The 14,614-nt window shown below is 44.1% G+C and carries 13 protein-coding genes and 2 tRNA genes; 11 read left to right on the plus strand and 4 right to left on the minus strand.

Features of this window, described 5'->3' with window-relative positions; genetic code table 11:
- Positions 1 to 73: 73 nt before the first annotated feature.
- From AC5JPO_RS07700 to hemA, 3 genes are all read right to left on the minus strand, one after another.
- On the minus strand, positions 74 to 511 hold the full coding sequence (locus AC5JPO_RS07700) for a YeeE/YedE family protein (protein WP_493853735.1): 438 nt from the start codon (positions 509 to 511) through the stop codon (positions 74 to 76).
- A gap of 197 nt (positions 512 to 708) precedes the next feature.
- Complete coding sequence (locus tag AC5JPO_RS07705; protein ID WP_493853736.1) at positions 709 to 1,845, minus strand: aminotransferase class V-fold PLP-dependent enzyme; 1,137 nt, start codon at positions 1,843 to 1,845, stop codon at positions 709 to 711.
- 461 nt (positions 1,846 to 2,306) lie between these two features.
- The gene (gene hemA / locus AC5JPO_RS07710; RefSeq protein ID WP_493853737.1) at positions 2,307 to 3,707 is read right to left on the minus strand and encodes a glutamyl-tRNA reductase; all 1,401 of its coding nucleotides are present in this window, start codon (positions 3,705 to 3,707) and stop codon (positions 2,307 to 2,309) included.
- Positions 3,708 to 4,257: 550 nt separating this feature from the next.
- On the opposite strand from hemA, the gene AC5JPO_RS07715 reads away from it, so the two are divergent.
- The 11 genes from AC5JPO_RS07715 to AC5JPO_RS07765 all read left to right on the plus strand — a co-directional run bounded on the left by AC5JPO_RS07715 (position 4,258) and on the right by AC5JPO_RS07765 (position 13,786).
- Positions 4,258 to 6,201, plus strand: a complete 1,944-nt coding sequence (locus tag AC5JPO_RS07715) for a tetratricopeptide repeat protein (protein ID WP_493853738.1) — start codon at positions 4,258 to 4,260, stop codon at positions 6,199 to 6,201.
- Between the two features lie 162 nt (positions 6,202 to 6,363).
- The gene (gene lolB / locus AC5JPO_RS07720) at positions 6,364 to 6,993 is read left to right on the plus strand and encodes a lipoprotein insertase outer membrane protein LolB (RefSeq protein ID WP_493853739.1); all 630 of its coding nucleotides are present in this window, start codon (positions 6,364 to 6,366) and stop codon (positions 6,991 to 6,993) included.
- 75 nt (positions 6,994 to 7,068) lie between these two features.
- Complete coding sequence (gene ispE, locus AC5JPO_RS07725) at positions 7,069 to 8,031, plus strand: 4-(cytidine 5'-diphospho)-2-C-methyl-D-erythritol kinase (RefSeq protein ID WP_493853740.1); 963 nt, start codon at positions 7,069 to 7,071, stop codon at positions 8,029 to 8,031.
- A 77-nt stretch (positions 8,032 to 8,108) separates the two neighbouring features.
- A complete protein-coding gene (locus AC5JPO_RS07730) occupies positions 8,109 to 8,588 on the plus strand; it encodes a hypothetical protein (RefSeq protein WP_493853741.1) in 480 nt (159 codons plus the stop codon).
- Positions 8,589 to 8,802: 214 nt separating this feature from the next.
- A tRNA-Gln gene (locus tag AC5JPO_RS07735) sits at positions 8,803 to 8,878 on the plus strand.
- A gap of 240 nt (positions 8,879 to 9,118) precedes the next feature.
- A tRNA-Gln gene (locus AC5JPO_RS07740) sits at positions 9,119 to 9,194 on the plus strand.
- A gap of 109 nt (positions 9,195 to 9,303) precedes the next feature.
- A complete protein-coding gene (locus AC5JPO_RS07745; RefSeq protein WP_057758042.1) occupies positions 9,304 to 10,251 on the plus strand; it encodes a ribose-phosphate pyrophosphokinase in 948 nt (315 codons plus the stop codon).
- 436 nt (positions 10,252 to 10,687) lie between these two features.
- The gene (locus tag AC5JPO_RS07750) at positions 10,688 to 11,377 is read left to right on the plus strand and encodes a 50S ribosomal protein L25/general stress protein Ctc (RefSeq protein ID WP_493853742.1); all 690 of its coding nucleotides are present in this window, start codon (positions 10,688 to 10,690) and stop codon (positions 11,375 to 11,377) included.
- Between the two features lie 177 nt (positions 11,378 to 11,554).
- Positions 11,555 to 12,136, plus strand: coding sequence for an aminoacyl-tRNA hydrolase (pth, locus tag AC5JPO_RS07755; RefSeq protein WP_201548988.1), 582 nt, complete (start codon positions 11,555 to 11,557; stop codon positions 12,134 to 12,136).
- Between the two features lie 100 nt (positions 12,137 to 12,236).
- Entirely contained in the window at positions 12,237 to 12,617 is a 381-nt protein-coding gene (gene panD / locus AC5JPO_RS07760) for an aspartate 1-decarboxylase (RefSeq protein WP_201548990.1), read from the plus strand.
- Between the two features lie 188 nt (positions 12,618 to 12,805).
- On the plus strand, positions 12,806 to 13,786 hold the full coding sequence (locus tag AC5JPO_RS07765; RefSeq protein ID WP_493853743.1) for a calcium/sodium antiporter: 981 nt from the start codon (positions 12,806 to 12,808) through the stop codon (positions 13,784 to 13,786).
- Positions 13,787 to 13,886: 100 nt separating this feature from the next.
- Here the strand turns inward: AC5JPO_RS07765 and AC5JPO_RS07770 are convergent, their stop codons facing one another.
- Positions 13,887 to 14,549, minus strand: a complete 663-nt coding sequence (locus tag AC5JPO_RS07770) for an RDD family protein (RefSeq protein WP_493853744.1) — start codon at positions 14,547 to 14,549, stop codon at positions 13,887 to 13,889.
- Positions 14,550 to 14,614 lie beyond the last annotated feature (65 nt).

Below are 14,614 nucleotides of genomic sequence, written 5' to 3' on the forward strand. Positions count from 1 at the left end.
TCTATTGACCATCATCTATCATTTACGCTCTAACACGACTGATCGCTACTGTCTGGAATTTGCCATCCAGCACCTATAGTAGCCCTAGGACATGCCGACCGATATATACGGTCACAATACCGAACAGCATAAAAGTCATAGTCGCGGCCAGCGAGCGTGGAGACAGACGTGCATTACCGCAAATGCCATGACCACTCGTGCATCCTGAACCAAGACGAGTCCCAAAACCAACCAATAACCCTGCAATAATCAACAGTGGCAACGAGCTACTAATCTCTACATCAGGTAGTGGTCTTGCTAGCCCGTATAGCACTGGTGATATGACCAAACCCACTATAAATAGCACCTGCCACATCTCTACACGCTTAGGTTTTAGCAAGTTTGAAAAAATGCCACTGATACCTGCGATACGTCCGATGCCGAGCAGCAAGATAACCGTTGCCACGCCGAGCATCAAACCACCTACCAAAGAAATCGGTGTAAATGCTTGCCAGTCTATTTGTATACTCATAATGAGCGACCTATTCAGATGTGTTAGATATTTCTGTTAATTGTTTATAAAAATACATTATATTATAAAATATAATAAAAAAGTAAAAAAATACTGAGCACGTACATAAACGGCTCAGTACATTGATAACGATAGCAACATCTCAAAAACGTCTATAAATATGACAGCATCAGTTTATAGACGTCTCTTAAACAGTTTTACTTGCTCAACACTTTATCCAGTGCCGCTTCAAAACGTGCCACGGTTCCATCGATATCGGTTAGTTTATCCAAACCAAACAGACCTAGACGGAAGGTCTTAAAGTTATCAGGCTCACCTACTTTTAGCGGTACACCAGCAGCAATTTGCACTCCGATTTCAGCAAATGCGCTGCCTTTATGCATGTCATCACGATCTGTATAAGAGACGACAACGCCAGGCGCTTTGAAGCCTTCAGCTGCTACGCTCTCGACACCTTTGGCTTCTAAGATTTCACGGATGCGTTTGCCAAGCGTCCACTGTGCGTCACATAGTGTATCAAAACCGATTGCTTTGGCTTCATTAACCGCGTCACGGAACTGGCGTAAGCTATCTGTCGGCATCGTCGCGTGATAGGCGTGACCACCATTCTCATAAGCACGCATGATGTTTAGCCATTGCTTGAGATCAACACTGAAGCTGTCAGACTCAGTGCTGTCTACTTTTTTGACAGCAGCGTCGCTTAGCATGACCAGACCAGCGCTAGGCGTACTGCTCCAGCCTTTTTGCGGCGCGCTAATCAGCACATCGATACCTAGTGCTTTCATATCTAGCCATACGCAGCCTGACGCGATACAGTCGATGACCAATAAACCACCAACGCTATGCACAGCGTCGCCCAGTGCTTTTATATAGTCATCTGACAAAATCATACCAGACGATGTCTCGACGTGCGGTGCAAATACAATGGCTGGTTTTTCTTCTTTGATCTTGGCTACGGCGGTGTCGATATCGACTGGTGCAAATGGTTTAGGTGACTCGCTATCATCCGCACGATTGGCCGTAAGTACAGTAGAATATTTGGCGATTTTGCCTTTCTCTAAAATTTGCGTCCAGCGATAACTGAACCAGCCATTACGGATGATCAGACAATCTTCGTCGTTTGCCATTTGGCGAGCGACGGCTTCCATACCATAGGTACCAGAGCCAGGTACAATCGCCACGGCGTCAGCGTTATACACAGATTTTAGGTCACTAGATAGATCGTTCATTACTTGTTGAAAAGCTTTTGACATGTGGTTCAGCGCGCGATCGGTATATACCACTGAATACTCTAACAAACCGTTTGGATCGATATCTTGACGTAATGCAGGCATTGAACACTCCTAGTGTGTGATTAGATGATTGACTATTTTTTGACTATTTTTTCCGTAATATCTGGGTATGAAATAATATAGATACTGATCAAGTAGCAGAATTAATGACTAGCTAATAAGTAGTAATTAAGCACTGATCTAGAGCAAAAACAAAGGATAGAATGAAATATTGACCAGATAGCACTTTAATATAGCGATATTGTCTTGGACAATAATGTCTTGAGCTGTTTAGAGGTTCCTCGCTCTTGAACGTATACAAAACAAGAGACACTGATGAAGTCTACTAACATTGCGTCAATATATTTATAGTCATATTACGAGCAGATATCAGCACATTATCTTGACCCAAACCATTCATAAGAGCTTGATATTAGCACTGATGCTAGAGGTTGACAACGACATGCTGGGGCAGTGTTATGACTTGCACTGTCGATGATTTGTTGATAAGTCGTGTATAACTATCAGTGCCCGCGATGAGCATCCTGTAGCCCTGAAACCACAAAGTCGAGCAGATCACTATCGCCTTCGCGCGCCGCTTTGCGCATGAGCTTTGATGGTGCATGCGTCAATGTTTGGGTTAAGCGTCGTGATAGTTCGGTGAGGATATCTTCTGGACTGACATCGCCCTGTTGCAGCTTAGCGATAGACTCGTGTAGCAGCTTATCTACTTGACCTTGGGTACAGACGCGGTACTGTTGAATGTCTTTACCGACTTGACGAACTTGAAAGCGGCGGTCTATCTCAACAACCAATTGACTCACCAGTAACTCAGCGTCAACCGCTGCTTGCCGACGCTGCTCGATATTGCCAGCAATCACATGCTGTAAATCATCGACAGAGTATAGATACACATCATCAATGCGGCTGATGTTGGAGTCGATATCGCGCGGTACTGCCAAGTCTATCATCAGCATTGGCTGATAACGACGACGCTTGAGTGCTTGCATCGTCATTGTCTTATCAATCAACAAATCCATACTGCCGCTACAGCTACTGACAATATCTGCTTCTGCCAGTACTTGTGGCAACTCCTGCAATGGCTTTACATCGACACGGCGATTGGGACTACGTAGTTCCGCCGCCAATGCTTCGGCACGCTCAGGATTACGATTACAGATAATGACTCGTCCTACCCCAAGCCCTGCGATATGGGTCGCGACCAAGCGGTTCATCTCGCCTGCGGCAACGACCAATAGTGTACGACTGGGCAGATCATCAAATATTTGCGTGACCAGTTTCGCTGCAGCAAAGCTAAGCGATACAGCTTGCGCGCCGACTTGCGTTTCATTACGCACTCGTTTGGCCGCGGCAAATACTTGATCTACAATCCAGCCAAGCTGATTACTGAGTACTTTTTGCTCTTGCGCTAAGTGCACAGAGCGCTTTATTTGACCAAGGATTTGTGGCTCACCCAGTATCATAGAGTCAAGCCCTGCAGCCACTCTTAACCAATGGGTCAATGCATGAGTATCCCGATGTACATAAAGGTAAGGGTCGATGTCTGAGAGTGGGAGCTGTTTGAATTCAGCAAGCCACGTCTTTATTTTGATGATGTGAGCGCTAATGGCGGTAGCCGAAACATTGCTGCTACCACTAAAGTTGTTTTGCTCGGTAGTAACGGTCGTTTGCAAGCTAGATGGCTGTGAGACTGCGCTTTGCGACACTGAAGGTTGCGATGCTGAGTTGTGCGGCACGAGGGCATAGATCTCAGTACGGTTGCACGTTGAGACAATCACGCTACCATCAGTGAAACTCTCTATTTGGTCGAGTGCGACATTCACATCGTCACCCACAAGTGCCAAGCGCTCTCGTAGAGCGACTGGTGCAGTTTTGTGATTGACCCCAATGACCACTAATCTCATTATTGATAGACCATAAACATGACGCTCAGTTGCCTACTTACGCTATCTTATTATTTTCAAAAGACAGTCTTTGATGACAGCGCTGAAAGGAAGACCCTAAAAACCGCTTATTATATCATTATTGCTGGCGTTAATTAACACTCACCCATCTATGATAGCTATATCTCTGTATCTGGTCACAAAGGTAACAAATCAACTACCCATACGATTTATAAAATCAATAGCCAGATTTTGGCAAGTGGTCAATAAAACAAACATAAATAGCTCGCTTAGTATGACTTAACTTGTTATATTTCCACAGTATTCTAATCGATACGCACCTAAAAATAAAAACATAGTCGACCGTGTTTGCGCTTAAAACAGGCCTCACATGTCGCGTATTCATATAAGAACTATGACTCTCATCGGAGTAACACGGCTCCTATTGTTTATAGTGTGCCTCTGCTCTTATAATGTCTGTCATAGGTACTCGTTACCATTATCTGATTTACAATGATTAAAATAAAATACCTCAGTGATGTAGGTAAACCATGGACGAATACGGCTATCTATGATGTTTTTTGGATCATTATTTCACGCGCATCCTCCACTTAATGAGGAATCTAGCCTTCGTGCTCTGTTGCAGGTCGTTATGGAGCGCCTGTGCCAACGGTATAAGCTTGCCTTATCATTGGCCGTTTGTTTGTGCTTGACCACGCCAGTTCATGCCAGCCAACCCGACACCTCATCACAGGTAACCTTTCCGCAAGCACCAGCTATTATCAATAATAATCCGAATAATACCAGTACCAGTACTAGCACTAGCACTACTGTTAACACGACCGTTCGTAGAGTCAGTCAGCCGGCAGATAGCATTGCAAATATTGATGGTCTAGCGCCTACTGGCTTGTGGAAACCTGAGCTTAATGAACCAAGTTTATATGCTCTACTAGATGCAGAGTTTGCCGCGGATCGCGACAATCGACAGCGAGCGATTGCAATCTATAAGCAGCAGTCTTTTAAAGAAGACGCCACCGCAGTTTTTGAGAGAGCATTGACTTTATCCTTGCGTAACGAGCGGGTCGAAGACTCGTTAGCATTTGCCAAATCATGGCAAGACCAAAACCCTGACCATGTACCTGTTTGGTTTTATGTGGCGCATTTAGCCCTGCGCGCACACGATTACATCCTAGCTGGTGAGACGCTAAACCGTATCTTACGTTATGATCCGCGCGCAGATCTGAGCGAAATCCTTATCGGTATTTATCCAAATAACGATGAGGATAAACGCGAGCTACTTGCTGCTTTGCAGCCGCTAGATAGCGAGCAAAATGCTTCGTTATCTGTACTAAAAGCAGGTCTGCTATACCAGTTTAACGAGCCCGAAATCGCTATCGTACACATCAACCGCGCATTAGAACGTCAGCCTGACTATGTGCCTTTTATTACCTTAAAAGCTGACATACTGCGCAAAATCGTTACCGCCGAGACCGTGGTCAATTATGTCAGCCAAGCGCGCCTTCGTAACCCTGATAGCAAAAGCTTGTACCTGTACGAGATACGCTACTTATTGGATCTAAAACAAAGCGAGCAAGCTTGGAGATTACTGCTCGAAGCACATAATCGCTTTAGTGATGATGCTGAGATTACTTTGCTAGCGGCATTGGTGAGTCTGGATATCGAAGAGTATGCGAGCGCAGACGATCTACTCAACATGCTTGCCAAAAGCCCCACCTACCTTGATCAAGCCTATTACTATCTCGGTATCAGTGCTGAGCGGCAGCAGCTCTTTGAACAAGCCAAATACTATCTCAATGATGTGATGCAAGAGGACTTGGTATTAGAAGCTCGTAGAAAAGTAGTCGCGTTTGAATTACTTGATAATGATGTCGATGCTGCAATCGCGACTTTAGAAAAGCTACGCAAAGACTTTACGGTGTTTGCGCCTGACACGTTTGTCATGCAGGCCGATATTTTGTGGCAACAAAACCAATCAGCAGAAGCATTGCTGCTACTAACACGTGCCGCCCGCAAATATCCTGATAATGAAATGCTACTGTTTGCTCGGGCTCAACTCTTAGATGACAAAGATGATTATGTCGTCAAACGCACTTTACTCAATCATCTGCAAGCATTAGATCCTAGCAACCTATCTTATCAGCTCAGTTATGCGCAGTTACTATTGGCCAACGAGCGCAGCTCAGAGCAGGGTCTAGCACTAGCCACCGCTATTATTCAGATTCGCTACGATGACCCACGCTATGATAATGAGCTCCATCTGCAAGCCCTAAATGTACTGGCGGGCAATGCACTGGCAAAAGAAAACTATAAACAAGTGATTAACTATCTACAGACACCTTATGATGTTCTGCCAACCCTGCGCTCAGGTACTTTGCTATTGCGCGCTTACCAAGGGCTAGGCAACAATGACAAAGTTGAAGCCTTACTCGCAGACTTACAACAGCGCTTCTCATTTGGACAACACAATATCAATGACCGCATACAGTTGTACTAATATTGACTGTACAAGCTTCCTGTTTGATCTTTTAGCTTGGTAGATAACACAGCACTTATAAATTACAAGGCAGTTATAAGAAGCTAACAGCCGTGCATAACCGAGCAACAAATAACGCTTAAGCTAATATCTTTGTCCAACTTCCTATTTTGAGAAACCATTATGTCTGTATCATTCTTCTCTTACAAACCAAACAAATTGACGCTATTGACTGCCATGGCGACCGCAATGGTCATCACCTCTGGCTGTCAGTCGCTAAAAACAGCCAGCGCAACCAATCAACCAACTGCCATGCAAGGCCAAAATACTGATCAACCTAAAAAGTTAGAAAGCTTTGACATCACTGGTAAAATCGGCGTGACAATGCCTGCTAATGACACTTCAGGCACCCAAGGCGGTAGTGCGTTCTATGCGTGGGGGCAACAAGACGATCGTTTTGCGATTGAGCTCATCGGCGCACTCGGTATTGGCAAAACTAACATTGAGTACAATGGTCAAACGGCCACGCTAGTTAGTGAAAAGACGGGCACATTGACTGCTGAAGACCCTGAGACTCTGCTCAAAAAAGCCACTGGATGGCAAGCGCCCATCTCACAAATGCCTTATTGGATATCTGGACGTCCGGCACCTTCAGATAGCGCGCCGCAGCTTGATGCTCAAAACCGCTTAGTCAGTTCAGTCAATGGCGAATGGAATGCGAGCTTCACTTACAAAGGTGATGATAAGCTACCTAGTAAGATCAGTGCCGTACGGTCACAAGGCAATAAAGTTGTGATGACGATCAATCACTAACGCATCACAACTCGCTAATAAAACCACTCCACAAGCTATCACTGCTTATTAAGATAGCTGTTTTTGACCGAGACTATGACTAAAGATACTGCTATAGCGTCGACTTCTACCTTCACTCGTTTGTCCCCTGCAAAAATCAATCTATTTTTGCACATTACGGGCAAACGAGTTGACGGCTATCATAATTTGCAAACGGTATTTCGCCTGCTCGACTGGGGCGATTACTTGCACTTCTCGGTCGGCGATGGTGCTATGATTTCTACTGAAAATAGTGAATTAGACGCTACTACCCTCTGTCATCAACTGTTGGTATTAGCCGGTGCAGAGACGATCACGGCCAATATAGAAGACAATTTAATCTTCAAAGCAGCGCGCGCATTGCTAGCATTTGCTACGCAATCAGGTGAGCTACCGAAGCAATTGGTACAAATTACTGTCACCTTAGACAAGCATTTACCAATGGGTGCAGGATTAGGCGGTGGTTCGTCCAATGCCGCAACGACCATGCTGGCACTCAATGAGATTTGGCAGCTCAATTTTACTTGCCATGAGCTTATCAAAATCGGAGCAAAGGTCGGTGCAGACGTACCCATATTTATCTTTGGTCAAGATGCCATTGCCATGGGTATTGGTGAAGAATTGACGGCCATTGATCTACCTGATCAGCAGTATTTAGTCTTAACGCCTGATGCGCATGTCAATACTGCCACCCTATTCGCTAACCCCGAACTACAGCGAGATATCGCTCCCCTTTCAGTTGAGAGCATCCAAACTCAATGCGCTGACTACGTGCAAACGCTCGCCGCGCCCTATCACAATGTCTTTACGCCAGTGGTAACGAGTCTCGCTCCTGCTGTTAGAGAGGCTTTAAATTATTTACAAGGGTTAGAATCGCAGGTACTTAGCACAGCACGGATGACAGGCTCTGGTAGTGCCGTGTTTTTACCTTTAGATGCAGGCGTTGCCACTGACGAAAAGCTTTTGGAAAAGTGGGTTACAGAGGCACCTTGTGCAGGGTATGTGGTGGGTAGTTTGTAACTGCGCAAGTTTTTATAGATAGGTGGAAAGGTAAGCGCCACAAATACTACCAAGCCTAAAGCATTTAGGAGCAAAATATGATCACTCTCGGAAATATAGAGACGATTGCTTTTCAAATACATGAAATGGAAAAACCATTCATAGTAATGGATATTATTGTGAACTCAGTAAACATCAGTTATCAAGATAATAATTATTATGCGTTTCCACTTGTTAACAATATTAAGAAAGAAATAGAACTGATTACTAATGGCGAATTTCACCTAAATAAAAGTTTGATCAATACACCACTAAGCAAGCTACACGATATTTTTTATGAAACTGAAACTGGAGTTTACGATAGCAGTAATGAGAGAGATAACTTTTTGTTCTACGACTTATCTACTAACAAATCTCTATTTTACGTTTACCAAGAAGATGGATGTCTGATATTTTTTGGGAAATTTTTTGATGGTAATAATATTATCACCTCAAAAATAAGAAAAAGTGAGTTCTTAGCTACATTGCTCAAGCTGTTGCATACAGTTGAGCCTTACGCTGCTCCTCGAAACATATAAGACTATTTTGGAAACCTCGTGCCAGACATACTAGTCTCAAGCTCACTCATATAGCCCTAAAAGAGAATATAAGTAAGATATCAATCCTTATCACCAACTTTCACCATATACCTATCGAAATCATACCGTCCTTGATAAATTACGAATAAATCCCAGAAAAAGTCGCAAATGACTTGCAAAATCTGAAAATTTACTTATAATAGGTCGCCACAATAGGGGTATAGCCAAGTTGGTAAGGCATCAGGTTTTGATCCTGACATCCGTTGGTTCGAGTCCAGCTACCCCTGCCATTTTTTAGTACGAAGCGTTAGAGATATAGTGAGTATAAGCGGTTTATAGACAACCTCTTATTTTATTGTCATTGACAACGTTATCCCAGTTTCGGTATAGTTCGCAATGGACACCGCTAGGGAAAAGTTATACTTTAGACGGCTCAATCGTCTATAATATAACTGATAGGTCGTGACGCCATTCTAATAATGATTAAATAATCAATATTAGCTATCGGACGTATATAGCCTAGACATTACAGGGGTATAGCCAAGTTGGTAAGGCATCAGGTTTTGATCCTGACATCCGTTGGTTCGAGTCCAGCTACCCCTGCCATTTTTTACTGTAATAGTAGTCATCAACACCTTCACCACTCTTTTCTTAATTTGAGCAGTTTGTCACTGCTTAGCGGTCGCTGCTTGAGTCAATCAATAGGACTTCTGTCATGCCTTATTTGGCGATTTTTACGGGTAATGCCCACCCAGAATTAGCAAAAACCGTAGCCGATCATCTTCATATACCTCTTGGTAAAGCTGACATCACGCGTTTTTCTGATGGCGAAATTGCCGTGGAAATCAAAGAACACGTACGTGGTAAAGATGTGTTTATCATGCAGCCTACTTGTGCACCGACCAACGACAACTTGATGGAAATCATGATGATGGCAGACGCCTTGCGTCGCTCTAGTGCTGGCCGTATCACAGCTGTCATGCCATATTTTGGTTATGCTCGTCAGGATCGTCGCCCGCGTTCAGCTCGTGTACCTATCTCAGCCAAAGTCGTCGCTGATATGCTAAATATCGTTAGTATCGATCGCGTCATGACGGTTGATTTGCACTCAGATCAGATTCAGGGTTTCTTCGATATCCCTGTAGACAACATCTATGGTACGCCAGTACTCCTAAACGACCTACAAAAACAAGATTATGACAATATCATGGTGGTTTCTCCTGATGTTGGCGGTGTGGTTCGTGCCCGTGCGATGGCCAAGCAGTTAGGCGATACTGACATGGCGATTATCGATAAGCGCCGTGCGCGTGCGAATGAGTCACAAGTGATGCACATCATTGGTGATGTCCGTGACCGTGATTGCGTTATCGTTGATGATATGGTCGATACTGCAGGTACGCTATGCAAAGCTGCCGAAGCACTAAAAGAAAATGGTGCACGTCGCGTATTGGCTTATATCACGCATCCTGTCCTGTCAGGTAACGCACTCAAAAACATCAGCGAATCGGCGCTAGACGAAGTCGTTGTGACCGATACGATTCCATTATCAGCTGAAGCAAAAGCCTGCAGCAAAATCCGTCAGGTCAGTATCGCGCCGATGCTTGCTGAGAGCTTACGCCGTATCAACAACGAAGAATCTATTAGTGCAATGTTTGATGCCTAATGTTTAGTGATCAGTGTTTAATACTGAACGCTAGATAGTAGTTGTTATAATCAAAACAGCAACGCCTGTGTTAATAGATATTGAATAAGCCAAAGAAATAGCGCCAAGTATGAGTACTTGGCGCTATTTTTATGTCCGTGATTTTCGTAGGTCTTTATTATTGCTACAAAATCACGTATAATGCGCGCCTGTGCTAGCCTTTTGTTTTATTACGCAAGGGTGGCATTATTAAAAGTGCTGATCAAGCTGAACAATAATGGCTACTGTAGTATTTATTACTATAAAAATCATTGTTATAGGCAAATGGCTAATGTTGTTAATCGTGTTACATACATACGATGATAAACCTTAGCTCTCATCACGTATTAGTGGATTGGTCGCAAATCCACTTTTTTATGACCAGACACTTCATCATTCTTTTTATAGGATTATATCCATGAGCATTAATCATTTTGAACTAAAAGCCGTTGATCGTTCTGCTGAACTACAAGGTAAAGGTGCGAGCCGCCGCCTACGTAAGCAGAACCTAGTTCCTGCTATCATTTATGGTGGTAATGAAGAACCAACAGCTATCTCTATCAAGCTTAACGAACTAGTAAAATCACTAGAATTCGAAGCGTTCTTCTCACACATCTTGACTATCGATGTTGATGGTGAAGAGCATCAAGCAGTCATCAAAGATTTGCAGCGTCATCCTGCTAAAGGTTTCCCAATGCATGCTGATTTTCAGCGCATTGTGAAAGGTCAAAAAATCCACATGAACGTTCCTGTGCATTTCTCTGGCCGTGAAGATGCTCCTGGTACTGCTGCTGGTGGCGTATTGTCTACTCTAGTATCTGACATCGAAATCATCTGCCTACCATCTAAACTTCCTGAATACCTAGATGTAGACGTTTCTGGTATGGAAATCGGTGATTTGTTCCGTCTATCAGACATCGAACTTCCTGAAGGTGTTGTGATTCATGAGCTTGAGCTAGAAGACGGCCATGACCGTACTATCGTTAACATGCAGCCACCTACTGTTGAAGAAGTTGACGAAGATGCTGAAGACGTTGATGCTGATGAAGTACCAGCAACTGAGCAAAACGCTGAAGTTGACACTGAAGAGAAAGAAGACGACGAGTAAGATACACTTTCTATGTAGCGACTCATATTGCGCTACGTAGTGACAGACTTGTTTAGTCAACAAAACAGCAGGTGATTTAAAATCTCCTGCTGTTTTTGTAAGTAAGGTTTGAAAATACACAGTTTTCTCAAATTTAATGCCTTATCTCTATTTATCGTATTCAAGCAGGGTGTTTTTATGGCCATAAAGCTTATTGTCGGTCTTGGTAATCCTGGTCAGCAGTATATGTTCACGCGTCATAATGCTGGGTTTTGGTTCGTTCATCATTTGGCACAGCAGTTCAATATCACGCTCGCCCCTGACAAGAAGTTTCACGGGGTGACAGGACGCGGGCAAATTCATGGGTCTGATGTGCGTCTACTGATGCCGCTGACGTTTATGAATAAATCTGGTCAGTCAGTCGTGCCTATGGTAAATTTTTATGGCATCAAAAACGACGAGCTATTGATTGCTCATGATGAGCTCGACATCCCAGCTGGCAGCATCAAGCTCAAAACCGATGGCGGTCATGGTGGTCATAATGGTCTGCGTGATATTACACCGCACATCGGCAATGACTTTCATCGTCTACGCGTAGGTATTGGCCACCCAGGACACAAGTCCAAAGTTAGTGGGCATGTCCTCTCAAAAGCGTCACCCGATGAGCAAATCGCTATCGATAGCGCACTGACAGCAGCTTTTGAAGCACTACCCCTGTTGATGAGTGGTGATACTGAGAAAGCCCGCTCACAAATTAATGGCTTTAAATTACCTGAATAATATAGCGTCATTATAACAACGACCTTTTATTTTGGTAGTTTTGTCCCCATTAACCTTTTGATTTAGTTATTTAATATCAGTTACGCTAAGGAAGCAACCTATGCTACTTAATATGCTTAAATGCAAATTACATCGTGCTCGCGTTACCCATGCTGAGCTTCATTATGAAGGCTCATGCGGTATCGATGGTGATCTGCTTGACCTTGCTGGTCTACGTGAAAACGAATCTATCGATATCTATAATGTGACCAATGGCAAGCGCTTTCGCACCTATGCTATCCGTGCTGAAGCAGGCTCTGGTATTATCTCATTAAATGGTGCTGCAGCTCATATGGCAGATTTAGGTGACATCGTCATTATCTGTGCTTATGCCCAGTTTGATGAAGTTGAAGCATCTACCTACCAACCAAAACTTGTCTACTGTAATGAAGACAACACGGTTAAAGACACAGCAAATATCATCCCTGTACAAGTTGCTTAATATGACAGGATGACGAGGTTTTGGTTAGATCAAGAGAAATATCAAACTAAAGCGTTGGTTTAACTCTGGTTATTACCAAAAACCTCGATGCTAAAATGAAAGCTGAATCTTTGTGTCGATTCAGCTTTTTTTGTGCCAGTTTTATTTATCAAGTTCATCACTTTTATTATCTATAAGGAAACATACTGATGTGGTTGGCAGTGATTGCAATACTGATTGGGTTAGCAATTTTGGTTTGGAGTGCCGATGTCTTTATTGATGGGGCGACAGCACTAGCAAAGAAGTTTAGCGTGCCAAGCTTCTTGATCGGCGTATTGATACTGGGTATCGGCACATCAGCCCCTGAAATGGTGGTGTCAGTATTGGCCGCAATTGAAGGCAGCCCTGAGCTGGCTTTGGGTAATGCTTATGGCTCAAACATCATCAATATTGCCTTGGTACTCGGTGCAACCGTACTGATTAGCCCTATTATCATTCGTAAGGGCATCGTAAAGCGCGATCTACCTCTATTACTCCTAATCACTGCTATAGCGGCGTGGCAGCTACGTGATGGCGTGTTGAGCCAAGCTGATGGTATTGTGCTACTGATACTCTTGGTTGTCGTCTTAGCGATACAGATTGTACTGAGTATCCGTGAAGGGTATCATGAGCATGAGGATGATGTGATTGTTGAGAGCACTGATTCAGATCACGTAGAGCCGAGTATGGCGCGTGGACTTATCAGTTTGCTTATCGGTATGCTAATGCTGGTCATCAGCTCACGTGCTATTGTTTGGGGTGCGGTCGAGCTGGCGACGCTATGGGGACTCAGTGAGCTTATCATTGGATTGACGATTGTGGCTGTTGGCACCTCATTGCCCGAGCTGGTGTCGAGCTTGTCAGCGGCGCGTAAAGGCGAGCATGATATGGCGCTGGGTAATATCATTGGCTCAAATATTTTCAACACGTTGGCCGTTGTCGGTTTGGCGACCGTGATTGCCCCTATTACCGCTGATCCAATTATTTTTTCACGCGACGTGATGGCGATGGGATTACTGACAGTGTTGCTTGTCGCCCTGTGCGTGTTTGCTTTTATGAAAAATCGTCAATTTGGTCGTATGTCAGGCGCTACATTGGTACTTTTCTTTGTAGGTTATACCGCATGGCTGATCCAAAGCGTCAGTATGTAATCAGTATTTTCGTTATACCATCCAATTTTTGATAATTTGGATGGTATCGTTTCAAACGGTCTGTTTAGGTTTCAGTAAAAAGACGATTTATTGGATGATGTTACGGTTTTTTGTTACGGTTTCTAAAACCGCGCCATAACCCTTCGTGTGCTACTTTTGGCATTTTTAGCGTAATGGTGTTCGATAGCATGTCTTGTACTGCCAGACCGCGAGGGTTGAACAGACAAAAAACATAGTTAAAGACCAATCCAAGGAACGCGCTGGCAAGTAAGGCGGCGCGTGACCCATCGACCAAGCTACCGATAATGCCAAAAAGTAATGGCATCAAACAAGCTGACAAGATACGCTTAAACGACTGCCCCCATGTTAGCCATTGACCAGCATCATTGATAGTCTTCAATCGCCATGTCTGCATTCCCAATGTCTGCCCGCCGCGGCGCCAAAATATGCCATAGAATGCGACCAACGTCAGTACAAACGACGGCGTCATAATGGCGTTTTGGTACCATAGCGGTAGCGACTGGGCCTGCGATGACTCAGTCCCCGTCTCCATCGTTAGAATCGTTCCCACTACCGTCAGTATCGTACCCACCAAAAACAACAGTGCCAAAATCAGCATGCCATCATAAAGAATCGCCACAACTCGAGTCGTGGGTTTAGCGATGGTAGGCTCTTCATTAGGATTTTGCTGCACAGAAGCGCTCGGCTGAGGCTTCGCATTGCGAGTAGGTTTTGATGGGCGTTTAAATGGACGTTTTGACATGGTACAAGCTCATAGCAAGCAGTGAATAATAGCGCTATTGTACCGTAAATTATTGGACTGTCGTA

The organism is Psychrobacter sp. H25, assembly GCF_059076335.1.